Below are 22,562 nucleotides of genomic sequence, written 5' to 3'. Positions count from 1 at the left end.
TAGATGTCGACGCAATTGGTGCAGTTGAAGCAAGAGGATGAACAGAAGGTTGTGCAGGAAGCATCCCGACTGATCGGACAAGTCGCGCAGACGGACTCGGTTCAGTTGGATACGCTGATGGACGAAATCGGGAAGCTCGGTATCAAAACGCAGGAAAAGGCAGGACAGACGCTGAAGCTGCTTGACCGTCCCGTTAACGACCTGATGAATGGCAGTCGTTCAGAAGTGTCCAACATGATCTTGAAGCTGCGCAGCGAGTGCGAGACGCTTCAGCAGAGCAAGAATGTCGGCTTCCTGGGCAAAATGCTGCGCAAAAGTCCGTTGAAAAACTACGTGTACAAGTATCAGACGGTCAAAACGAACGTCGATGCGATCATTAACGGCTTGCGCGACGGCAAGGATACGCTTGAGGAGAGCATCGTCAACATGCGCCAGCTCAAGCGTAGCTCGCTGGAAGAGATTTATTCGCTGCAGACCAAAATTACGTTCGGGGACAAGCTCAAGGAGCTGTTCGAGACGGAGATCGCGAATCCGGACAATGCTGGCCGCAAGGCGCAGCTGGAGCGCGGTTTGCGCAAAGTAGTTACCCGCATTCAATCGATGACCGAGATGATTATGCTCTACAATCAGGCGATTGCGGCAACGGATATCATTAACGACAACAATGATAAGCTGATCGACTCCGTCAACAATGCGATTGACAAGACGTCTAATCTAATTACCGTTTCGGCGATGATCGCGCTTGCATTGAACGACCAAGAGAAAGTCATTAGCGCGGTAGATGCAACGAATAAGACGATCGAAAATCAGTTCCAGGAAAATGCGCGCTTGCTGCGCCAGACGACCGAGAAAACGAACGAATTGCTGGCGAAGCCGTCGATGTCGATGGAAGCGGTCAACCGGGCCATCGGCGATTTGATGGCGGCAATCGATATGTCCGAGCAGTCGAACAGGCGCATCATCGATAGCTGCAACGACTACACGAGCAAAATGACGTCGATTAATGCGCAGCTTGCAAACCGTCTGGGCCATGGTTCGGATGCGGCGTCAGCTCCGGCATTGAAGTCGGGCGTTCCGGCAGAGAATGAGATCAGCTCCTTGTTAAGCTAGCAAACATTCGGCATAATGATGCGTCCTCCTGCATAGATTGGCAGAAAAGCCGTCTGCGCATGGAGGGAGGCTGGTTGGTCGGATGCTTTCCGTCATACTGGGCTGTGTCATTGTTGTCTTGATTGTAATCGCAAGCAGCGAGCGGGCCGAGGCCATCGCAGAATTGAATGAGCAGCATGGTTATGATTCGAGCAACAACAGCAAGAAGGGCTGATCCGTTACGCGCTTGAGGCGCTTGGCGGGCCGGCCTTTTTTGGCTGCCGGCATGCGGTCAGGAGCAGGGTTTAAGGCAGCGTTAGGAAACCGAAGCAGGCGGGTATTGATTAGGGGCCGGGCCGGAAGAAAGCAAAGAGAAGGACGAGGTTGATGAGGAGGAGAATGCCGAGCCATACATTCATTTTATTTTCTCGAATAAATTTCATGGAGCGACACTCCGTTCATTGACGTTAGGTAGTAGATTCTCTGCTTTCTACTTTACCGTAATTCTTTAATCGGCGTAAAGTCCAGTCTGCCGCCATTGTGGTATAATTTATGAATTATAGAGAAGATCATTCCGGGAGGAGCAAAGACATGCTGGATTTCTCGTTCGAAATTATCGATGAGACGCGGATCAACATGCAGTATCGTTACGGCAGTGCGATGTTTACCTTCAACCTGTATTACCAACAGGATAATTGGACGCTTCATCCGTTCGATGGCATGCTGCTCCAAAATCGGGAAATGTGCCGATTGGTCGTAGCTGAGCTGCTGCAGCATAAGGATTTCCATGTCATGCTTGCCCGCGAAAATATTACGTTGTCCGCGCTTCGGACATCGATCGATCTTCAGTCACAAGAGGAAGCTGCGCACGATTTGGACACGAGAGGGGATCGGGAGCGTTTCGGCTCGCGAAGCCGCTCGCGCCGCAATAATCAAGAGGATGGGCAAGACCTGCTTGATACGTTTATCGAGGAGAATACATTCGAAGACATTATTCTCATGGAGCAGGGCCGGATGGAGAAACGGATTGCTTTCTTCCGCCGCATTATCGAGAAGATGTTTATGGAAGGCTACGGGCCAGAAGATGATGAGTTCCGCAATGTGCAGGCCATTATTCGTATTTATAAAGATGCGTATGACCAATTGTCGGACTTGGGCAATCTCGACATCCGGCCGGATGACCGGAAGAGATGGTGACGACAATGGAAGACGGATACCTGTGGAGCAGAGGCTCCTTGGTATCCGTCTTTTTGTTTATTTAAGCGAAAAATTGCGGCAAGTACGCTCGATTCGCCTCCAGCATCTCGTCGAGCAGCGCAACGGCGGTATCGACGGAAGGAACGAGCGGATGATGCGCCATCGCTTGCAGCGCTAAGCCGCGGTCGCCAGTGACAGCAGCGCGGATGGCGAGCTGCTCATACGTTTTGACCGCATGGATGAGACCCTTGGATTGCGGCGGCACGTTGGTGACGGGCAAAGGCAGCGGCCCGCTTTTGGTCACGATGCAATTCACCTCAATGGATGCGTCCGCTGGCAGGAAGTCGAGCACGCCTTGGTTCGCGACATTCAGCGTCTGGATGTCATTCGTTCCGTTGTAGAGGGAGCGCATCAGGTTGACGGCTGCTTCGGAATAGTACGCGCCGCCGCGCTGCTCCAGCTGTTTGGGCTTCTCGGATAGTGCTGGATCGGCGTACAGCTTGAACAGCTCGTCCTCGACGCGCTTGACGACTTCCGCCCGAATGCCGTCCTGCTTCAGCGCTTTTTGCTGATCCGCTAGCATTTTGTCCGTCATATAGAAGTACTTCAAGTAATACGAAGGCAATGCGCCGAGCGAGCGGAGGAACGTCGGATTCCAGCCTTGCTGCGGCACGTTTTTCGCGCTGTAATCCTCTTGGTTGTTCAGCAGCTCCGTCAGCTTATCCACGCCGTCGACTTCGACGCGCGATACCCAGTGCAGATGGTTGAGGCCGACGAACTCCGTGTATATACGATCGGCAGATACGCCATACTTGCCTGATAACCACTTCCGCAAGCCGATCGGAGCGTTGCAAAGCCCGATGCTGCGCACGTTGGCATGCTGGAGAATGGCTTCAGTTACCATGCCCGCGGGATTGGTAAAGTTGAGCAGCCAAGCGTTGGGCGCAAGCTCTTCGATGTCACGGCAAATGTCGAGCAGCACCGGAATTGTCCGCAGCGCCTTCATCATGCCCCCTGGTCCGGTCGTCTCTTGGCCGATTACGTTATAGCTTAGCGGGATCGTCTCGTCGCGGCCGCGCGCAGCCAGCATGCCGACACGCATCTGCGTGCTGACGAAGTCGGCGCCTTCGATCGCCCGGCGGCGGTCCGTTGTTAGATGCACCTGCATGGGCAGCCCGGATTGCTCCACCATACGCTGCGCGAGCTGTCCGACGATGTTGAGCTTATGCAGCCCTTCTTCGATATCGACGAGCCACAGCTCGCGAACAGGCAGCTGCTCATAATTGCGAATAAAACCTTCTACAAGCTCAGGCGTATAAGAGGAGCCGCCGCCGATTACCGCGATTTTTAGACCGTTTGCCATGTTTGTCAGATCCCTTCTGGTAGTTGATTAAATTCGCTATAAGCGCTCATCTTGCGATGGATATCAGGAGTTACGGTTTGTCCGGCTGCCTCCATCGCGCGCCAGACGGCGCCGACGACAGGCTCTGTAGCTAACGTAACGATTCGCGCGTGAGGGGCGACCGCTAAGGTGGCCTGCTCGATCGCTCCGCGAATCCAACCGCCGGTATCCCCGCGCGTGACCAAGCTGCCCGCTAGCACGACATCGAACGTATCGCCGTTCATGCCAAGCTTGCGAACGACTGCGCTTGCCGATTTGCCCAGCTCAGCGCCTTGGCGGTTTAGGATTGCGATAGCGACCGCGTCGTTCTGCGCCGCGGCTTGGAACAGCAGTCTCGCTGCGTCCAGCGGCACGGCTTTGTCGTGATCGAGGTAGTCGTTGTACATCGTCTCGACGTCGGGGTACCCAAGCAGGTCAAGCAGCAGCGGCGTGAGGACGGTTGGCTGCTCGCGGCCATCCCAAGCGCGGATGACGGAGCGGAAGGCTTCGATGTTGAGCGCGCCGCCTCCGCCGAAATCGCCGTACATATAGTTGAAGCCGCCGCATTGGAACGAAGTGCCGGCGGGGTTGATGCCGACGCAGTTCGTGCCCGTGCCGCAAATAATGCCGATGCCATAGGGGCGCGTCGTTCCGGCACGAAGCCCGATCAGCGTATCGCATTCAATAGACCATCTCGGGAAATCAAGCGACGCGATGAGCGGACGAAGGATTTGATAGTCGGTCTCGCGGTCCGCTCCTGCCAGGCCGAAGCAGGCATGGGTAACATCCTCTCGGCTAAGTCCAGCTTGCTCTAACGCTTGCGCCGTTGCAGCGCGGATACTGGATTCGGCCTCGTCCCGGCCATTCTGATGATTGCCTCGTCCGCCTTTGCCTTTGCCGAGAATATTGCCATGCACATCTGTCAGTAGGGCGTACGTTTTGCTCCCGCCGCTGTCGATGCCTAAGTATACGGTCATGCTTATGGAGTCCCCTTTCGCGGCTGCGCCGTCGTGTTGCGAATAATTAGAGAAGGCTGCAGCTTCTGCTGCATGCTGCGATGCACGCCGCCGATTCGCGAGAGCAGCATATGCGCGGCCGAATGAGCGATGCCGTCGGCTGGCTGGCGAATCGTCGTCAGATGCGGGCGAAGCTTGGAAGCGAGCGTTTGATCGTCATAGCCGATAACGGAAACGTCATGGGGCACGCGCAGGCCGGCTTCGGTCAGCGCATTGATGACGCCGAGCGCAATGTGATCGTCTCCCGCGAACACGGCAGTGGGGAGGCATTTTGCTTCGATCCAGCCTTTGGTCGTTTCATAGCCGAACTCGACATCATAATCGCCCAGCACAAGTTCGAATGGCTCGATGCCTGCACGTTGAAGCTCGTCGAGGAAGCCGCTTCGCCGCTCCCGCGTGCTTCGGAACCGTTCGCTGCCGCACAGATGGGCGATAGAGGTATGCCCTAGCTCAAGCAAATGGCGTGCCGCCGTTTGTCCGCCGGTATAGTTGTCGATCGTGATGGACCATGCGTCGTTGTCCGGCTTTTGGTTATCGATAAGGACGTAGGGAATGCCGCGGCGCTTCATCTCCACGATGTACGCATCCTCTTCAAGGGGAGAGAGGAGCACGAGCCCGTCTACCCGATCCTCTTGAATCAAATAGTGGCTGTCATCCTCGGACATGTTGCCGACAACAGCTACGGCAAGGAAGTAGCCTTGCATGGCCAGCTCTTCATTGAGCCGCTGGACGACAGTGTCGAACATCGAGTCTTGCAGCGTCGTCAGAATGACGCCGATGATGCCGGTTCGTCCGCTCGATAATGACCTTGCAGCAGCATTGGGGCGATAGCCGAGCTCTTTTACTGCCTCAAGCACCTTCTGGCGATTGTGTTCGCGCACGGAGGGAGAGCCGTTTAGCACACGGGACACCGTTACGACGGATAGGCCGGATTTTTTGGCAACATCGTGGATGTTGATTTTCATAGGTGGTGCTCCTCCGAAATTCATAAAGTTAAATCGGTTAAACTTTTAGGGCGTAATAATCTAAATATTTGCTGTTGCAAAGGTACATGTGTTGTTATGAAAGTTAAATCGATTAAACTTTTGTTCGTGCATTAACTATAACGCAATAGGACGGCATGCGCAACCTTTGGATTCGAATGCCGCTAGTGATGGGGAGGACGATGGCGTAAAGTTTGTTTGTAACGGACTGAGCGGCCCTTATTTGAGCATAATCCGGCATATTTATTTTGTAACGGACCGAGCAGCCGTTATTTGGCCAATATCGTCCCCGCGAGGCGCTGAAATGGCTAAATAACGGCAGAGTGGTCCGTTACTTTTGCAGCGTGCGCGTGTGGAGGGGGATAGCGGCTCTGCAGTCCGTTAGAATTTCGGTAACGCTTACGCAGTTCCCCGTTGTCGGGGGGTTCTTGGCAGCAAAGTATCGGAAAAAAGGCAGTCCCCGCAATCATCATCGATGATGATTGCGGGGACTGCCGCATTCTAGTCGCTAACCGTTCACGACCTCGCCGCCGTTCAGATGAATCATCTGCCCCGTCATGTACGAGGAGTCGTCACAGGCGAGGAACACATACGCCGCCGCCATTTCGTACGGCTGGCCGGGCCGTTTCAGCGGCGTGTCTGAGCCGAACTCGGACACGAGCTGAGCGTCAAAGGACGCAGGAATGAGCGGCGTCCAGATCGGGCCGGGCGCGACGCCGTTCACGCGAATGCCGCGATCAGCGAGCTGCACTGCGAGCGCGCGCGTGAAGGCGACGACGGCGCCCTTGGTCGCGGAGTAGTCGACCAGCAGCGGGTTGCCTTTGTACGCAGTGATTGACGCGGTGTTAATGATCGACGTTCCAGCTTTTAAGAGCGGAAGGGCAGCCTTCGTCAAGTAGAACATGCCGAATACGTTCGTGCGGAAGGTCCGCTCCAGCTGCTGTGCGGTTAATTGCTCGAGCTGCTGGACGACATGCTGCTCTGCGGCGTTGTTGACCAGCACATCGACGCCGCCAAGCGTTTGCTTCGTTTGGTCAACCGCTTGCTGGCAGAACGCCTCATCGCCAATATCGCCGGCGATGAGCAAACAGCGGCGGCCATGCGACTCGATGATCGCTTTGGTCGCCTGCGCATCGCCATGCTCATCCAAATAAACAATCGCGACATCGGCGCCTTCCTTGGCGAATGCGACAGAAGCTGCGCGACCAATGCCGCTGTCGCCGCCTGTGATGAGCGCCACTTTGCCTTGCAGCTTGCCGGCTGCTTTATAAGAGGGCGATTCGAATGCGGGAAGCGGGTTCATCTCGGATTCGATACCCGGCTGGCGATTCTGGTGCTGCGGCGGCAGTACTTGATGTTTCTGTGGTTGAGACGGGCTCATCGTGTAGGAAGCCTCCTTGCGTGCGAATTGCACGTTTTGCGATAACGAGCGAATTTCATTAACCCGTCCTTATTATGGATAAAGGGGGTATTTCTATTCACAAGTTTCGAAGAGAGGCTTCCTCGCCCGAAGGGGGAATCAGCGCTTATGCTTATTGAGGATCAAGCGCAATCGTTAATGAAGCATGAACTATCTCGTTAGGCGCTACCATCACGAGCTCTTGCTGCACGTTAAGCTCGGTCGTTTTGGCCATCCATGGCTCCACGCAGAAGAACGGCTTGCCATCGACGGACCAAAGCACGATGTAACGGAAGTTGTCGCTGTAGGACAGGCGCACGGTACGGCCGCCCGACACTGGGAAAGCGATCGTCGGCTTCACGGGATCGAGCAGCGTAACGGACTCGACCATGCCGGACAGGTCGAGGGAGCCCTCGAATGGCTTTTCGACCATGTCGTTGTAATCGAGGTAAACCGTCGCGTCGGTCTCATAAGCGATGTTTTTCGTATCCGTATTGAAATAAGGGTGGAAGCCAGCGTACATGGGCATCGGCTCGGCGCCGTGGTTTTTGTACTGCTGCTCCAGCTGCAGCTTGCCGTCTTGCAGCGTGTACGTGAAGAGCAGCTCGAATGCGAATGGGTACGATTCCAGCGTGGCAGCATTGCTGGTCAAGCGCAGCGTCACGGAGGCGAGTCCTTCCGTCGACTGGCCGACAACCTCCCAAGCCGAAGTGCGGGCTACGCCATGATTGCGCATCGGATAGGTGGTTCCGTTCCAGACGTATTCCGCATTGTCCAATTGGCCGCAGATAGGGAACAAGATCGGATTGCCGCCGCGAATGTTCGCATTCGGGTCAATGAACGTGGATTCGTCCAAGTAGAAAAGCTCCAGGTCGTTCAGCTTGCAGCTGATCGCAATGCCGCCGCGCTCGGGGCATAGGGTTACGCTGGAGGAGGTCGAAGCCTCGGAAAGCTCAATCATCGTGTAATGCTCGTTGTACGTACGGACTGAATAAGGTGCGCTCATCTAGATTTCCTCCAAATTATGACGAATTAGCAACAACGCCGAAACGGTGTGACTTTTGAATAGCATACCACAATGGCCGTTGTCAATCTAAACCTTACGTCCCATGTCACCGATATAAAGTCCTATATAGCTGCATTTTGGGGGGACCTTACTATGAACAATCACATGATGGGTCGGACAACGGCGTCTGACCGCCTCGGCATTCATTTAACGGGTGCACGGCTACAGCAAGTAGCGTTTACGGGGATCACAGAGGAAGATCTGAAGATACTTCATGCGCAAGAAGCGCTGTTCGGCACCATTACGGATTTGGTCGTAGACGAGCTGTATGAGCGGCTGCTGCAGGAGCCTGAACTCGCAGCCATCATTAATAGCCACAGTACGCTTGACCGATTGAAAGGGACGCAGCGATGGTATTTCCAGTCGTTGACGGCCGGCTTGATCGATGAAGCCTTCTTCGAGCGCCGCCTTCACATCGGCCGCATCCACTCGAGAATCGGACTGACGACAAACTGGTATTTGGGCACCTATATGCTGTATCTTCAAATCGCAACGCAGCAGTTGAAGCGCGCGCTGCCCGATCAATGGGCAGTCGTTGTCATGTCCTTGAGCAAGCTGTTTAATCTCGATTCGCAGGTTGTGCTGGAAGCCTATGAGGAAGACGAGAAGGAAAAAATCCAGCGGATGGTCGAAGAGAAGCAGCATCTGCTCCTCCGCGTCAATGCGGCAGTGCAAGAGCTGACGTCCATGATTGCAGAGCTAAACGCAAGCAGCCGCAAAATGGCCGATTCTGCCGAGAATACGGCAGAGCTGCAACGAAGCTCGAACGAGCAGGTGAAGGAGCTTCACCGACAGGTCGAGGATATTGGCTCGCTGGGCACAACGATGAAGGAAGTGTCCGATCAGACGCATCTGATCGGATTGAATGCGTCGATCGAAGCGGCGCGAGCAGGAGAGGAAGGGCGCGGGTTTGCTGTCGTTGCTAACGAGATCCGCAAGCTGGCGGCCAACTCCAAGCAATCGCTCGGGCTCATTCAAGAGAAGCTAGGCAGCATCTACACGGCACTGAATCTCGTACAGCGGGGCAGCGATCAGACCGTTATACTTGCAGAGGGGCAGGCAGCAAGCTCCCAAGAGCTGTCGGCATTCGTTCAGATGATCGAATCCGTTGCTTTGGAACTTGAAGCGCTGCAGCAGGAATAGGCCGTTCGCTCGGCTAGCACAAATAATCAACAACCGAAACAACCCGTATTCGACCAGAAGCGCGCAGGACGACTTCCAATTCGATACGGGTTGTTTGTGCAGCAGGCTGAGCTTGCCCTCGCGCCTAATCACTTCGACTCCGTGAGAGGCGGTTCATCTCCGTTTAGAGCGGACAGGTCCGTCAGAGATTCGGATACTGCATCCGCGCTTTCATTTTCATCATCTTCATCTTCGTCCTCGTCATCCTCGACAACGCGCTGCAGCAGCATGCCGTCGGTGCTGTCGTTCGTGCCCGTGACGAATTCGCGCAAATAATACATGACATAGTCGCCGTAACGGCTGTCTGCTGCTTCGGCCAAGTCATGTACCCAATGAACGCCTGATTCGACGGAATCGAGGACAAGGACGGATGCGGCCGCGTATACGCCGCTTGCGACTTGCAGGTACGTAGCGTTGGTCTTGAATTCAGCATAGGCCTCTTCATTCGTTACGTGATTGTACATGTAGCGCTCATGGTCGTCATAGACGATCAAAACGCCGATGAGATCGCCGCCAACGAGCTTGCCATCGTCCGGATGCAGCAACTTCTGGTCATACTTCCAGAGCTCGTCGGTGTCATCCAGATTGTCATAGATTTGCTCCGTTGTGTAATCATTCACGCGATAGATAAAAGCGCTCTCCACCTCGTAATCCTCGGCCAATGCGATGGTTTCCTCATGAGCCATGATGCAGCCGGAGAACGTGATGTCGCCCATTCGGACTTCATATTCGCGATCATAGACGTTGCCATAAATCATATAAGTGGTTTCGCCAATGGAATAGACCGGGAAGTTGGACACGGCTTCCTCAAGGAAGCATTCCGGCGACCACGTGACGTAGACGGTATTAGGCTTTACAAGCGAAGGGTCCTCATAGAATGTATCGTCTTTCTCGACAACGTAGATGGCACGAGGCTTCTTGTCCGGATTTTCTTTCATCAGCTCTACGGCCATCCACTGCACAACTCCAGGGTTCATGCCGGAGCATACGATCGCTTTTACACGCTTATAAGTGCTCTCTGCCGCATCGAATCGATCGATTCGTTCGAGCAGGCTCGTCGTCTCTAATTCGGGTTCTTCGTCGACTTCCTCGTCCTCCAGCGCAGTGTTGACGTAGCTAATGCCGAGCTCGTCACAGCAGGCAATCATGCTCCGCGTGTCAGCCCAAGACAGGTCGATGACCAACTGGGTGTTAGTGCGGACGCAGTGCTCTTTTAACGATTCGGCATCCGTTAGGTCAAGCTGATGAAGTTTTAGACGGGCGGATAGCTCCGGCGCGAAGCTGCGATAGTAGCTGCGCGGTTTTTGCTCCCGGTCGATGCCGTGGATGCGGCTGTTGGCCAGGCAGGCATGCAAAGGGGAATGCTCGTCCAAAAGGGAGTGCTCGAACAATGTGAGAAGGGCCCGGGCGACGCCTCCCGAGCTTCCAAGTACGGTTATAGCGAAAGGGATGTCCATCCTTTCGCCTCCTCTCAATGTAATGGTTCGGACGATACATGTCAGCATGCTGCCAGAGGTGACGGCGCAGCCGACTCGTCCTTTTCTTCATCCTATTCGAGAGATTGATAGGACGATTGATACATGAGCGGACGGGCAAATGGAGGTTTTGAGGGAATATTGGAAAAATACTCTTTACGCCGTGCTGGATGTCCGGTATAAATCAAGATAGCAAACTGAAATGCTTGTCCTTGTCGGAATGTTCACGAAGATCTAATAGGAATTGTAGGTACAGATGGGAGGGGACCAGCGTTTGCGTAAAAAAGCTAGCTCACTTTATATGCTCGCTGCCGTTATGTTGCTGCCTTTGTTCGCGTATGCGTTACTGAGAAGCTTCAGTTCGCTCGATCGGACGCTAAGCGCGCCGACTGGCCATTTTTATGTCGTAAGCATCGTCTCTGCCTTGGCAATGGCCATGGCGGTTATGGTCGGCATTGCAGGCGTGCGCCTGCGAAACGTAAAAGTGACGTTCGCAGCGCTCGCGTACATATCGCTAGCTGAAGTTTTCCTGCTGCATGGGCTCTCAACTCCGGGGTTTCTAATGCACGCATCCAAGCTGCCGACGTTGGCTGCCCAAATCAGCATCGTGCTTGCGGTATCGTGGCTCTGGCTGTCATCGCTGTCTAGCGATCAGCCGGTTATTCGGCTGCTCTCTCGCTACAACCGAAACCTTCTGCCGGTATGGACGCTGATTCTAGGTATTGCATGCTTGCTGCTGTTCCAAAGTCATCACTTGATGGATATGGAGTTTCTAACGAGCAGCGGGTTCAAATGGAGCGCGACCGTTTATACCGTAGCGTTTGCCGGATGGACGATGCGGCGTTATTGGCAGTCCTATCAAGCATGGTGCTCACCAATGCAAATAGCGATGGTATACAGCGCGGGGCTGCTTATCGTGTCGCAGTTCATTATGGTGACAGGCGAGGTGTGGCATTTAAGCTGGTGGATTTATCATCTTACGCTGCTTATTTCAGTCGTGTTTACGCTGGTAGGCATTCGCTATCAGTATGCGGTGAGGGATACGTTCGGAGAATCCTTGCTTCATCTGTTTCGGGCGAATCCAAGGGAGTGGATTCAGACTTGTTTATCGCCAAGCGTTCGCGCGCTTATTATGACAACGGAGACACGCGATCCTTATACGGCCGGCCATAACTATCGCGTTGCGTTGTATGCGCTTCGGCTAGGCGAGCGTATGGAGCTGAATACCGAGCAATTGCGGGCAATCGCGCTGGGCGGCATCGTTCATGATGTAGGCAAGCTGCAGGTTCCGGATGCCATCCTTAATAAGCCAGGGCGGCTAACGGCGCTCGAGCGCAGCATTATTGAAGAGCATCCCACATCTGGCTTTAATTTATGCAAACGAATCGGCTTCATGACCGAGGAGCTGGCGGTTATTCGTTCTCACCATGAGCGATGGGACGGCACCGGTTACCCGGATCGGCTGAAGCATGATAAAATTCCGCTGCTCGCACGGATTACGGCGGTGGCGGACGTGTATGACGCGTTAACTTCGTCGCGATCGTATCGAAAGGCAATGTCGCATCAGGAGGCGCTAGCGATTATTGAAGCGGAGCGAGGCATCCATTTTGATCCCGCATGCGTGGATGCTTGGCTGTTGCTGGCACAAGAAGATGCGGAGTTTTTCAGCCGAATATCGGGCAGCGACAGGGAGAAGCAGCTCGTCAAGGGATAGCGGAGGCAAACAGCTTCCATTATGTTCAAATGAAATAACATGTGCGGATATGAAACAATCCTCTCTTCTAGGTCGTCTATTAAACAGCAGCAGGTTCATAGACAACTTAGAAATCGAGGGATCCCACATGAAAAAAATGATTGCAATTACTTTTGCTCTCGCTATTATTCTGGCGGGCACCATGTACACGAAGGTAGTCGGCAAAGATACAGAACCGCATACAGCTCAGACCCCGACGGCAGAAGGCCAGCAGTCTGAAACAGGCACGGAGCCGACAGCTCCTGCACAGACGGACAAGCCCGACGAGGAGTCGCAGGGAACCGGCCAGCTTTCGGATTCAAGCGAGAATCAGGCGGATGGCGAGGCAGACGGACAGAGCGGCAAGACAGATCGCCCATCGGATAGCCAAGCCGACGGCAAGCCGGCCAGCACGAACACAAGCGGCAAGCCATCTGGCGGCAAACCGGCGAGTGGCAGCAAGGCTTCCGTTGTAACAGCTGCCAAGCCGGAGGCGGTTGGCGTGTTGGTGAACAAGACGCATCGGCTGCCAGCAGGCTATGTGCCGCGCGATCTGGTGTACCCGGATGTACCATTTATTTTTAGCGAAAAGGCTGACAAACGCAAAATGCGCAAGGAAGCGGCAGCGGCGTTGAAGGAGCTGTTCGACGGCGCGTCCAAGGACGGCATCTCGCTTGCAGGCGTGTCGGGGTACCGGTCGGAAGCGCGTCAAAAGACGCTGTTTAACAACTATGTGAAACGCGACGGCGAAGCGGCGGCAGCAAGGTACAGCGCGCGTCCGGGCTTTAGCGAGCATCAGACGGGATTAGCGATTGATGTATCGGGAACGGGCGGCAAATGTGCAGCCGAGGATTGCTTTGCGGATACGGACGAGGCGAAGTGGTTGGCGGATCATTCATTTGAATATGGCTTTATTATTCGTTATCCAGCGAACAAGGAGAAAGTGACCGGTTATAAGTATGAATCTTGGCATCTTCGGTACGTGGGCGTAGATATGGCTGTCGCTATGCATACGAGCGGTCTGACGCTGGAGGAGTATACGGAAGAAAATGTAACGAACTAGATATCCAGTTAGCGCCGCAGCGATGCTGCATCGATCGTAAGTCTGAAGGAACAGACGATTGATGCCATAGCTGCGGCTTTTTTTATCCAGCGAAGTGGTAAATCCATTGTGTATAGGAAAAATATAAAAATAAATCAGGAATAAAGTAGGAATTAGTCGATTGATGTCGAAAAGAAAAGGGCAGCAAGTGTTGTTTGTTACCCTAGTCCGCATCACCTATCGACCTAGTTCGTTAGACTGCAGTATTTCGGAAATTAAATCTTTGCAGCCGCCAGAAAGGAATTTTCGCTATGTCAAAAGCTTTGAGATCGTTGGAATATGAGGATCTGTTCCACCATTACCAGCCGATCGTGGACGGGCAGTCCGACGTAGTCTATGGGTATGAAGCGCTGATTAGAAGCCGAGCAGGGATTGGTCCAGGGGAACTCTTCCAGAACGCCAGACAGTGCGGGGAACTTTATCGTTTGGATACGTTATCGTTTGAGATGGCTATCGCGTTTTATTTTGGCGGGGAACGCTCGCCGAACGACCGAACGATTTTATTTGTTAACCTTCTCCCATCGACGCTGGCACATCCTTCGTTCCCGTCATTTATGTCACGAATGGAGGGACATTACGTACGTTTCTTCGATCGGATCGTCGTTGAGTTAAACGAATCCACCGAGGAAGCAAATTTATGGAGTACGCCGGGCTTTGCTGAAGGCACCGGTATTTTGCGAGCAAGCGGCATTCGTCTAGCGTTGGACGATACAGGAGAGGGCGCTTCATCCCTTCGGAAGTTCGTAGAGCTATCGCCGGATATCGTCAAGCTTGACCGTTATTTCGCACAGGGGTTGACTGAATCAGGCCAGAAGCAGCGTGTCGTTAATCTAATGGCTGAGCTGTGCCGCAACGATTCCTTGCTCATTCTTGAGGGAGTAGAGACCGAGCAGGATTGGGAGATGGCCAGAAGTCTAGGCGTTTCGTTAGGACAAGGCTATTGGCTGGGAAGACCGGGACAATTGCCTTTTTAACAGCGTTGTTAACCGCATAGCTACGGCATGTTATAAAAAGAAGCCAAGCGCCTCTGAGGAGGAGCTTGGCGTTTTATATTTTAGAAGTTTGGCGTATCTACGATCAGTCCGATAACTTTCGGAACGCCGCTCGTGTCGCGGATTTCGATGCCGTTCTCGATCTGCTGCGTGAACGAGCTGTATTCGGAGCCGGAAGCGGACGCCGACTCAAAGTTGAAGGGACCGATTCCGAAGCTGGCGCTGGCGGACCACTGCGTCATAGTCGTTGTGTTGTTCCAGTCCTTGGAGGTAAAGCGCATGTAAGGCGCATAGCCGAGCACGACCCCTTTGACCACCACATTCATTAGCCCGTTAGGTCCCCAGATTTGCTTGCCGATGAAGCTGGTGCCTGGCATCCAGTTGTTGAAGTCCTTATAGGTGCGCAGCAGGCCTTCAAAGTACCAGTCGCCGGGATTAACGTTAACGGTAATGATATCTTGGTACGTGATTAGCATGTCGTACGAATAGTTTTCTTGATATTGGCTGCTGCTGGATTCGCTTGTTTTGCCGCCGAGCCAGAACCAGTCGATCGGGATGCCCACGCTCGCACTGAATTTCCACGAGCTGTCCTTCTCCGTAGCTTGCTGATCGTTGAGCGTAATTTGCACCTTCGCTTTATCGGCGAACAGCGGGGAGCCGTTAGCTGCAACGGCATCCTGCTGCTTGCGCAGCCAATTGCGAACGTTCTGCAGCTCGCTCGTTTTGAACCGCGGCACTGAAGCGGTCGTATCATTTTCTTTGATCGTCATCTGAAATTGCGATGTTTGCTGAAGTTCGTCCGTCGTATGCGGTTCGAAAGGATCAGCGAGCGCTACCGCTTCGGATGCGTCGGCAAGCTCTTGGTAGTCGGGTCCGAACTTTTGCAGCAGCAGGGCGTTGAGCTGGGTCGTTAAGCCAGCGAGCAGCGAGCCGAATGTGCTTTCGAGCGCTTCAACTTTTGCTTTATAATTGTCCGTCGTCAACTGGTCCTGCCGGTACGAGCTCCAGGTCGGGTCTGGCGGCGTGGACATGAAAAGCTTGCAGGTTTTGCCGGAGTCGTCGAATTCAGCGCATACCTCGTTCAGCCAATCCTCGTAAAACCCTTGGTAGATCAGGGAGACATCGCTGCTGAGCGTCGCGATTTTGCTGCGAAGCGCATCGATTTGCGTATCGAGATCGTCGGAAGCGCCGCCAGTCGTGCCGCTGCCGGAGGAGCTGTCCGAGCCGCCCGCTGGCACAAGGTCGCGCACCCATTGCTGGTACGTATCGAACAACCGGGTATTAAACGCGCCATTCCACGTTAAGCCCCAATCCGGGATCGTATTGCCGAGATTATAAGCGTCGGTTAAGGCAATCGCTTCGTTCTCGTTAGCAAGGTTGGAGTTGATTGCCCCTGCTGCGGAGATGAAGTTTTTCGGATCAGTGCCGGGCAGCTGGCCTGCGATTGTTGTGACGAATAATTGCCAGAACGCGGCTTGGTCTTGCGTAACTGCATTGTTAGACATGGTTGTAGCCTCCTATATCGTTTGGTTGGTTAAATTTCTTTGAATAGATCGGACAGGCCCTCGAACTCGCCTTCGCTCTCGCCGTTGTATGCGTCATCGTCCTGAACGGCATCATCCTGCTCATTGACGTTGTCCTCGTTTTGCTCGATCTCGCCATTCTCGTTGATGTTATCCAGTCCTTGCTCCATCGCCTGCACATCCTCGGCACGCGGCAGCTGCTCGTCGCTGATGCCATCCAGCCCCTGCGCATTGTCATAGTTTTCAGGCTGCGCGCCATCGACATTCGAATCGAATGATCCGTTCTCATTGAGCGATTGCTCATCGCTGGAAACCTCGATCATTTCGAACGAATCATCCAGCTCCTCTTCCATATTGGATTTCTTGTCGTCGGTGACAGCTGATTTTACTTTCTCAACGAATTCGGAAATGGCTTTGAACCGTTTAGGCACCGAGGCGATGAAGTCCACGATGAAGACAGCCGCCATAAAGTAGCCGATATATTTCATCGCTTTGTCGACTTCGCTAAGCTTCACGGACGGAGGCGTAGGGCATTTCTTGCGATCACCGCCGCCCGAGCCGCTGTTGTCTACTGGAGGCTTGCCGATTCGGCCGAAAATATTTTTCTTCGTCTCCGCTCCGTTTTCATAATACGTAATCGTTCCGAAAAACTCGTTGCCCACATAGCCGTCTTTATCGTCTTTGGCAGCACGCGTCACTTGGCTGAACGTTAACTGGCCGGAATGGCTAATGGTGAAATCATCCTTCGTCCAGCTCAGCACGCCCTTGTCGTAGGTTACTTTATTTAATTCTTTGTCCAGCATATCGCTGCCGATCGAGATGCCGTCCGTGCTGGAGTAGATGAGCACCGTCGGGCCAGTCTCGGATTTGCCGTCCGTCGTCGTGATGACCGTGTTGCCGTAAACGCCGGTCCAGAACTTCAGATCAACATTGCGCATTGATTTGAAGGAAGCCGCAACTTGTTGGGCAGAGCAACGGTAGCCATTGTTCTTCAAGTATTGGTCGGGTGCAGTCGAGTCCGAATCATGCGCCGTTTGCATCGCTTTCTGCCAGCCAGCCAGCAGGGCGGGCTTCGCCAAAATGTCCTGAACGAAACGATCGGACTCGTCGTTAGGCTCGCTTTCCTTGAGGTGATCGTTGTAGAAGTCGGTTTTGGTCAGCTCGAGGACGAAGACGGCTGCGGTTTGATACCCTTTTTGCGCCAAGAAATTATTGATGATCTTGATCTTTTCTTTGTATATCGCGTCTTTGTCGTCCGCCGGGGGAGGGCTGTCGTCGAGCTTCGCTTTCATGCTCGCCAGCAGTGATGTCCATTGCTGCTTAAGCGTTTGGTTCACCTGCAGATCGGATACGAACATCATTGCGTCTGCCTGCCACTTCAACTGATTGGGATCGTTCGTGTTAACGTCGAATACGCTGGAACCGTCATTTGCCGTCGTTGCTTGCACCTTTGCCATTGTAATTCCTCCTCAGAAATCGGTTTGTATTTGGGTTGTCGTCTGCTTGTTTGCTACATCACAATCATAAGCGGCTATACGGGAGCGGATAAGTGACTGGAGTAAGCAGTATGTCATATGACGAGGGGATGACTGGGGTAATGGTGCGGCGGTTGGGGGATGCGGTTGGCATGCTACTGTTGGGCGACCACTGCGCAGGGCGAATGTTCCTTCCGATCGCTGTTGTCCCCGGATTCATCGGGTTGTGTAAGACCGTTAAGCGGTCTGAATCCGGGGACAAAGGCAAAAATCTTCCCTATCGGAGCAAACGAGGGCCGGATGAGTGAATAGGGAATAACGATATTCCCTATCGGAGCCAACGAGGGCTGGGTGAGTGAATAGGGAAGAAATATCTGCCCTATTGGAGCCAACGAGTGCTGGGTGAGTGAATAGGGAACAACGATATTCCCTATCGGGGCAAAAGAGTGCCCGGTGAGCGAATAGGGAACAAAAATCTTCCCTATCGGAGCAAACGAGGGCCTGATGAGTGAATAGGGAATAACGATATTCCCTATCGGAGCCAACGAGGGCTGGGTGAGTGAATAGGGAATAACGATATTCCCTATCGGAGCCAACGAGGGCTGGGTGAGCGAATAGGGAATAACGATCTTCCCTATTGGAGCCAACGAGGGCTGGGTGAGTGAATAGGGAATAACGATATTCCCTATCGGAGCCAACGAGGGCTGGGTGAGTGAATAGGGAATAAATATCTTCCCTATTGGAGCAAACGATGGCCGGATGAGTGAATAGGGAACAAAGATCTTCCCTATTGGGGCAAACGAGGGCTGGGTGAGTGAATAGGGAATAACGATCTTCCCTATCATAGCAAACGAGGGCCTGATGAGTGGATAGGGAAGAAATATCCGCCTTTCCCCATAAGGGCAATGGGCGCACAAAAAAGCCACACAGGCGTTGCAACCTGTGTGGCCTGCGGTTTATAGGCGGGCTCTCAGCGTCTATGCAGCGGAGTCCTCTAGCCAGCGGCTGGCTAGAGGACTCCATGCCGGCCTAATCTAGCCAGCCCTCCGCTTCTACCTAGCCATGCTCCAGCATACCCTTAAGCCTAGCGATGACTTTGGCGCGGTCGTTCATGCCGACCTTTTCATAGATGACGCTGATGTAGTTTTTGACGGTGCCTTCGGTGATGAACAACGCCTCGGCAATTTCACGGTTGTTCTTGTAGGCGATGAGCAGCGTGGCGATTTCGATCTCTCGCGGCGTCAGGGCAAAGTCTGCGCCAGCGAAGGTAGGGCTCGTGACCGAGCGAAGTCGCATGGCAAGCTTTGCCGCAATGGATGCAGGGAGCAGGAGTTCGCCCCGCATTGCCTCGCGAAGGGCCCCTGTCAGCTTGTTTGCTGTGAAGTCTTTGAGCAGAATGCCGCTTGCGCCCCCGGCGAGCCCTTCGACAACGTAATGCTCATCAGAGAAGGTTGTCAGCAGCAAAATGATAGTATCGGGATAATCCGCCTTTATGCGCTGCGTGCTAATGATGCCGTTCATAATGGGCATTTCGATGTCCATGAGGACGATGTGCGGCCGGAGGCGGCCGACCAGCTCGTAGCCTTCCTGTCCATTGTTCGCTGTGCCGACGACCTGCATATCAGGCTGAAGATTGACGATGATCTCGATTCCATCTCGCACAAGGGTCTGATCCTCTACGATCACAATGGCGATGTTAGGGTCAGGCAAGCTTATCACTCCTTTGGAGGGGGAATAGGATTTCGAGCAGGCAGCCTTGTCCTTCGACTGCGCCAATGTGAAAATGTCCGCCCCAACGCTCTGCGGCCTCCTTCATTGATGCCAAACCAAAGCCGAGGATAGGAGAAGAATAGGGGGCCCCGCTGTTGAACAGCTTGACGACTAAGCCTTGCTCTCGTTCAACCAGCTCGAATTGGAAGTCCCGGCTATCGCCGTGGCGAATCCCATTCGTGATGCCCTCCTGCAGCACGCGGTATACGAGCTTCTCCTGCTCGGGATGCAATCGCGCGGATAGCGGCTCGATCCGATGGTCAATCGTGATGCCTGCATAGCGGGTCGCCTCGGCGATAAACTTCTCCAATGAGGCTTCCAGCCGAACCGTATCTTCCGTCGCATCCGTGAGCATGCGGACAGAACGGCGCATTTCCTGCAATCCGCGGCGCATCAGATCCGCAACGAGCGTTAATCGTTCCGCTGCGAGTGTTGGTTCATGATCGAATAGCGTCATCGAAGCCTCCAGCTGGACGATGCTGGCGGTGAGCATATGCCCGACGTGGTCGTGAATGTCGCGCGCTATTCGGTTGCGCTCCTCCAGCACAGACAAATCCGACATCACTTGGGCACGCTGCTCCATGGTCTGCTCAAGCGCAAGCATTCTCACTGCGATTTCCTGCTCTAGTGAGGCGTTCCAGCGCGCAATCTGCAGATGCAGCGTAAGCCTTGCCAGCAGCTCCTGCTTGCCGATCGGTTTGATCATATAATCATTAGCGCCATGGCGGTACGCGGTGAGCAAGTCATTTGTTTGGTTGACGGCAGTCAGGAATAGTACAGGCACTTCTCCTGAGTTATACAGCTGCCGGATTTCATTGCAAATTTCGAAACCGGACACGACGGGCATCATGACATCGAGCAGCGCGATTTCGGGCTTAAAGCCAGCTTGAATCCAGCCGATCGCCTCGTGCCCGCTGCTCGTCATGCGAATGTCGTAGCCGCTGCCAAGGTATTGCGCAAGCACGGAGAGGTTGACCGGATCGTCGTCCACGATCAGCGCCGCAGGACGTTCGCCGCTCGTCCTTTTCGAGTCGAACGGCAGCGCTCCGCCTTGCGCCATCGGGACGACGGATCCCGTTTTCATGTCGTTGTTGTGATCAGGGCTTTCGTGCTCCGATTGAAGGGCAAAGGACGATTGCAGGGAACCAGACGCCAGAGGAGCCGTCTCCGTATTGGCGCTTATTCTTGCGATATAGCCTACGCTTGCCATGAATCCATCGGTTTCCTCGCTTGCCTCAGGAAGGGTGAACGAGAAGGATGAGCCTAATCCCGGCGTGGATTCAGCCCATATGCGGCCGCCGTGCAGCTCAACGAGCTTCTTCGTGATAGAGAGGCCGATGCCTGTCCCGCCGAAGCGGCTATTCGTCGTCGGATCGAGCTGCTCGAATGACTCGAAGATGACCCCAAGGCTTTCTTGAGCGATTCCGATTCCAGTGTCTTTGATGTTGATCGTGATTTGACGCGCTTGCTTGCGGGCGGAAATGACGACATGCCCTTGCAGCGTGAATTTGGTTGCATTGCCGACGAGATTATGCAGCATCTGATGGAGCCGATTCTCGTCTGCGCGCACCTGCAGAGCGGGCGGCACCTCATTAATGAGCAGAAGCCCCTTGCCTTCAGCCAGTGGCCGGAGCAGGTGCAGGACGAGCTCTACGATTTGATGGACATTAATCGTCACGGGGTGGAGTTGAATTTCCCGATTCCGCAGCTTGGAGAAATCCAAAATATCGTTCACCAGATGGGCGAGCCGCTGCCCGCTGGATCGTATTAGCTGGAGATGCCCGTTTTCTTCAGCCGAAAGCCGACTGCCGGCAGGTCCGTCCAGCAGCGATTCCGTGAGCCCGATGATGCCGTGCAGCGGAGTGCGAAGCTCATGCGAGGTGCGGGCAAGGAACTCATCCTTCAGCTTGTCCAGCGAGAGCAGCCGCTCGGAGAGCTGTTCGACCTGACGGAATGCTTTGGAAAATTTCATCGATAGCAATAAGGATTGCAAAAATGCGAAAAGCAGAACGCCCGTTGACAGTAGCGCAGGAAAATGCCCGGCTTTGCGCATGAATGCGTCGCTTACGCCGGTGGCGAAAATGACCATGAAGCCGCCGATCAGCAGGAGGGCACCTGATTGCCGCTGCTTGGCGGCGCGGACGGCGATGAAAGCCGAATAAAGCACCGCGGCAGCTGTCAGAATTTCGAATGGAATCAGCAGGTGGTCATAGCCTTGGACATTCAAAACAAGCACGGAGGCAATGAGCAGCAGCGTGAACAGCCCGTAGCCTTTGCGCACAAACGAAGAGAAGAGGGTTGGGAACAGCTCGTGTACGTAGGCAACCAAGAAATAGAAGCCGGCATAAACGGTCAGATAGGACAGCTTCGCGAATAACTCGAATGACATGCCCGGGAATACATCGAGAATATATCGCGAATTGACCAGTAAAGCGCGTACGGCCATGCATAAGCAGAAGATCGCGAAATTAAGCGTCGTCCGATCGTTTCGCCGCAGGGCAAACAGGAACAGATGATAGACCGCCATCATGCCAAGCGCTCCGAATTGGATAAAGTCCTGTACGAGCTCGCTTGATCGCGATGCGATCAGCTGATCGGCGGTGCCAAGCAGCAGCGTATTGTTGATGCCCCCTCGGGGATAAGTGAAATTGGCGGTTTGAATGACAATATCAAGCGTCCCGTTTTTCACATCGATCGGAATAACGGCGGAGGGGCTGTACCGGGCGGTTGTTGACGCTGCATTCACGCCCGGCTTCCCGGCGGTGTACACGAGTTTGTCATTGACCCATACGGAGCAGGAGGAGTAGATATTGCGCAATTTGATCGCAAGCAGCTCCTCATTGCGGATGGATGTTACGTGCAGCCGATAAGTGGCGTAGCCGGTGGCGGAGCGACCGGGCGCGCTTGCCGAGCTTTTCGTCCAAAAGCTTGGCACCTGCATGTAGCTGCCGCCTGAAGGTACATTGACGCCACTCCAGTCCGATGGGGTCAGCAATTGCTGCCAGTAGAAGGACCAACGGCCATCCAGCTTAATCGGCCCATCCTCAGAAGCGTCCCAATCCGCTAAATCGATACTGCCGTCAATTATGGCTGGCGAGCCATCGTTCGGCTGCGCAGCTGTCGCATCGCCGGGCGCAAGCGACAAGCTGCTTACGCCCAGGGTCAACAGGAGAAAGAAGG

The 22,562-nt window shown here is 54.1% G+C and carries 18 protein-coding genes; 8 read left to right on the top strand and 10 right to left on the bottom strand.

Annotated elements, in window-relative coordinates:
- Positions 1 to 3: 3 nt before the first annotated feature.
- The 3 genes from PAECUDRAFT_RS14355 to PAECUDRAFT_RS14350 all read left to right on the top strand — a co-directional run bounded on the left by PAECUDRAFT_RS14355 (position 4) and on the right by PAECUDRAFT_RS14350 (position 2,286).
- Positions 4 to 1,110, top strand: coding sequence for a toxic anion resistance protein (locus PAECUDRAFT_RS14355; RefSeq protein ID WP_006038826.1), 1,107 nt, complete (start codon positions 4 to 6; stop codon positions 1,108 to 1,110).
- 82 nt (positions 1,111 to 1,192) lie between these two features.
- On the top strand, positions 1,193 to 1,324 hold the full coding sequence (locus tag PAECUDRAFT_RS26580) for a hypothetical protein (RefSeq protein ID WP_006038825.1): 132 nt from the start codon (positions 1,193 to 1,195) through the stop codon (positions 1,322 to 1,324).
- 356 nt (positions 1,325 to 1,680) lie between these two features.
- Positions 1,681 to 2,286, top strand: coding sequence for a hypothetical protein (locus PAECUDRAFT_RS14350; protein ID WP_006038823.1), 606 nt, complete (start codon positions 1,681 to 1,683; stop codon positions 2,284 to 2,286).
- Between the two features lie 61 nt (positions 2,287 to 2,347).
- Here PAECUDRAFT_RS14350 and PAECUDRAFT_RS14345 read toward each other — a convergent pair whose 3' ends face one another.
- From PAECUDRAFT_RS14345 to PAECUDRAFT_RS14325, 5 genes are all read right to left on the bottom strand, one after another.
- Positions 2,348 to 3,649 carry a 6-phospho-beta-glucosidase gene (locus tag PAECUDRAFT_RS14345; RefSeq protein WP_006038822.1) on the bottom strand — a complete coding sequence of 434 codons (1,302 nt, stop codon included), beginning with the start codon at positions 3,647 to 3,649 and terminating at the stop codon, positions 2,348 to 2,350.
- Positions 3,650 to 3,654: 5 nt separating this feature from the next.
- On the bottom strand, positions 3,655 to 4,644 hold the full coding sequence (locus PAECUDRAFT_RS14340) for an N-acetylglucosamine kinase (protein WP_006038821.1): 990 nt from the start codon (positions 4,642 to 4,644) through the stop codon (positions 3,655 to 3,657).
- Between the two features lie 2 nt (positions 4,645 to 4,646).
- On the bottom strand, positions 4,647 to 5,648 hold the full coding sequence (locus PAECUDRAFT_RS14335; RefSeq protein ID WP_006038820.1) for a LacI family DNA-binding transcriptional regulator: 1,002 nt from the start codon (positions 5,646 to 5,648) through the stop codon (positions 4,647 to 4,649).
- 526 nt (positions 5,649 to 6,174) lie between these two features.
- Positions 6,175 to 7,047: an SDR family oxidoreductase gene (locus PAECUDRAFT_RS14330; protein WP_006038819.1), complete on the bottom strand. Its 873-nt coding sequence runs from the start codon at positions 7,045 to 7,047 to the stop codon at positions 6,175 to 6,177.
- 151 nt (positions 7,048 to 7,198) lie between these two features.
- Entirely contained in the window at positions 7,199 to 8,071 is an 873-nt protein-coding gene (locus tag PAECUDRAFT_RS14325; RefSeq protein WP_006038818.1) for an aldose epimerase family protein, read from the bottom strand.
- Positions 8,072 to 8,224: 153 nt separating this feature from the next.
- Here PAECUDRAFT_RS14325 and PAECUDRAFT_RS14320 point away from each other — a divergent pair, with 153 nt between their 5' ends.
- Positions 8,225 to 9,274, top strand: a complete 1,050-nt coding sequence (locus PAECUDRAFT_RS14320; protein WP_006038817.1) for a globin-coupled sensor protein — start codon at positions 8,225 to 8,227, stop codon at positions 9,272 to 9,274.
- Between the two features lie 128 nt (positions 9,275 to 9,402).
- On the opposite strand, the gene PAECUDRAFT_RS14315 is transcribed toward PAECUDRAFT_RS14320, so the two are convergent.
- Positions 9,403 to 10,770 carry a saccharopine dehydrogenase NADP-binding domain-containing protein gene (locus tag PAECUDRAFT_RS14315; protein ID WP_006038816.1) on the bottom strand — a complete coding sequence of 456 codons (1,368 nt, stop codon included), beginning with the start codon at positions 10,768 to 10,770 and terminating at the stop codon, positions 9,403 to 9,405.
- Positions 10,771 to 11,062: 292 nt separating this feature from the next.
- Here PAECUDRAFT_RS14315 and PAECUDRAFT_RS14310 point away from each other — a divergent pair, with 292 nt between their 5' ends.
- The 3 genes from PAECUDRAFT_RS14310 (at position 11,063) to PAECUDRAFT_RS14300 (ending at position 14,596) form a co-directional block, all read left to right on the top strand.
- On the top strand, positions 11,063 to 12,502 hold the full coding sequence (locus tag PAECUDRAFT_RS14310) for an HD-GYP domain-containing protein (RefSeq protein ID WP_006038815.1): 1,440 nt from the start codon (positions 11,063 to 11,065) through the stop codon (positions 12,500 to 12,502).
- 127 nt (positions 12,503 to 12,629) lie between these two features.
- The gene (locus PAECUDRAFT_RS14305) at positions 12,630 to 13,583 is read left to right on the top strand and encodes a M15 family metallopeptidase (RefSeq protein WP_006038814.1); all 954 of its coding nucleotides are present in this window, start codon (positions 12,630 to 12,632) and stop codon (positions 13,581 to 13,583) included.
- 290 nt (positions 13,584 to 13,873) lie between these two features.
- Entirely contained in the window at positions 13,874 to 14,596 is a 723-nt protein-coding gene (locus tag PAECUDRAFT_RS14300) for an EAL domain-containing protein (protein ID WP_006038812.1), read from the top strand.
- 80 nt (positions 14,597 to 14,676) lie between these two features.
- Here the strand turns inward: PAECUDRAFT_RS14300 and PAECUDRAFT_RS14295 are convergent, their stop codons facing one another.
- Both PAECUDRAFT_RS14295 and PAECUDRAFT_RS14290 read right to left on the bottom strand, forming a co-directional pair.
- Positions 14,677 to 16,119, bottom strand: coding sequence for a hypothetical protein (locus PAECUDRAFT_RS14295; RefSeq protein ID WP_006038811.1), 1,443 nt, complete (start codon positions 16,117 to 16,119; stop codon positions 14,677 to 14,679).
- 29 nt (positions 16,120 to 16,148) lie between these two features.
- Positions 16,149 to 17,594 (bottom strand): hypothetical protein, encoded by a 1,446-nt coding sequence (locus tag PAECUDRAFT_RS14290; RefSeq protein WP_006038810.1) that lies wholly within the window; start codon positions 17,592 to 17,594, stop codon positions 16,149 to 16,151.
- Positions 17,595 to 17,704: 110 nt separating this feature from the next.
- Between PAECUDRAFT_RS14290 and PAECUDRAFT_RS25310 the strand changes: the two genes are divergently transcribed.
- Entirely contained in the window at positions 17,705 to 17,920 is a 216-nt protein-coding gene (locus PAECUDRAFT_RS25310; protein WP_006038809.1) for a hypothetical protein, read from the top strand.
- 748 nt (positions 17,921 to 18,668) lie between these two features.
- Here PAECUDRAFT_RS25310 and PAECUDRAFT_RS14280 read toward each other — a convergent pair.
- Entirely contained in the window at positions 18,669 to 19,331 is a 663-nt protein-coding gene (locus PAECUDRAFT_RS14280; protein ID WP_407636294.1) for a response regulator, read from the bottom strand.
- The gene (locus PAECUDRAFT_RS14275; protein ID WP_233516766.1) at positions 19,315 to 22,527 is read right to left on the bottom strand and encodes an ATP-binding protein; all 3,213 of its coding nucleotides are present in this window, start codon (positions 22,525 to 22,527) and stop codon (positions 19,315 to 19,317) included. The genes PAECUDRAFT_RS14280 and PAECUDRAFT_RS14275 overlap by 17 nt, the downstream gene beginning before the upstream one ends.
- Positions 22,528 to 22,562: the final 35 nt, after the last annotated feature.

This window comes from Paenibacillus curdlanolyticus YK9, from assembly GCF_000179615.1.
In the GTDB taxonomy this organism is placed as follows: domain Bacteria; phylum Bacillota; class Bacilli; order Paenibacillales; family Paenibacillaceae; genus Paenibacillus_T; species Paenibacillus_T curdlanolyticus.
This window is presented reverse-complemented; position numbering and strand designations above follow the sequence as displayed.

What these genes read in the sequence shown, in the direction of transcription:
- PAECUDRAFT_RS14355 (WP_006038826.1), top strand. Translation starts at nt 4, where the DNA reads ATGTCGACGCAATTGGTGCAGTTGAAGCAAGAGGATGAACAGAAGGTT.
- PAECUDRAFT_RS26580 (WP_006038825.1), top strand. Translation starts at nt 1,193, where the DNA reads ATGCTTTCCGTCATACTGGGCTGTGTCATTGTTGTCTTGATTGTAATC.
- PAECUDRAFT_RS14350 (WP_006038823.1), top strand. Translation starts at nt 1,681, where the DNA reads ATGCTGGATTTCTCGTTCGAAATTATCGATGAGACGCGGATCAACATG.
- PAECUDRAFT_RS14345 (WP_006038822.1), bottom strand. Translation starts at nt 3,649, where the DNA reads ATGGCAAACGGTCTAAAAATCGCGGTAATCGGCGGCGGCTCCTCTTAT.
- PAECUDRAFT_RS14340 (WP_006038821.1), bottom strand. Translation starts at nt 4,644, where the DNA reads ATGACCGTATACTTAGGCATCGACAGCGGCGGGAGCAAAACGTACGCC.
- PAECUDRAFT_RS14335 (WP_006038820.1), bottom strand. Translation starts at nt 5,648, where the DNA reads ATGAAAATCAACATCCACGATGTTGCCAAAAAATCCGGCCTATCCGTC.
- PAECUDRAFT_RS14330 (WP_006038819.1), bottom strand. Translation starts at nt 7,047, where the DNA reads ATGAGCCCGTCTCAACCACAGAAACATCAAGTACTGCCGCCGCAGCAC.
- PAECUDRAFT_RS14325 (WP_006038818.1), bottom strand. Translation starts at nt 8,071, where the DNA reads ATGAGCGCACCTTATTCAGTCCGTACGTACAACGAGCATTACACGATG.
- PAECUDRAFT_RS14320 (WP_006038817.1), top strand. Translation starts at nt 8,225, where the DNA reads ATGAACAATCACATGATGGGTCGGACAACGGCGTCTGACCGCCTCGGC.
- PAECUDRAFT_RS14315 (WP_006038816.1), bottom strand. Translation starts at nt 10,770, where the DNA reads ATGGACATCCCTTTCGCTATAACCGTACTTGGAAGCTCGGGAGGCGTC.
- PAECUDRAFT_RS14305 (WP_006038814.1), top strand. Translation starts at nt 12,630, where the DNA reads ATGAAAAAAATGATTGCAATTACTTTTGCTCTCGCTATTATTCTGGCG.
- PAECUDRAFT_RS14300 (WP_006038812.1), top strand. Translation starts at nt 13,874, where the DNA reads ATGTCAAAAGCTTTGAGATCGTTGGAATATGAGGATCTGTTCCACCAT.
- PAECUDRAFT_RS14295 (WP_006038811.1), bottom strand. Translation starts at nt 16,119, where the DNA reads ATGTCTAACAATGCAGTTACGCAAGACCAAGCCGCGTTCTGGCAATTA.
- PAECUDRAFT_RS14290 (WP_006038810.1), bottom strand. Translation starts at nt 17,594, where the DNA reads ATGGCAAAGGTGCAAGCAACGACGGCAAATGACGGTTCCAGCGTATTC.
- PAECUDRAFT_RS25310 (WP_006038809.1), top strand. Translation starts at nt 17,705, where the DNA reads ATGTCATATGACGAGGGGATGACTGGGGTAATGGTGCGGCGGTTGGGG.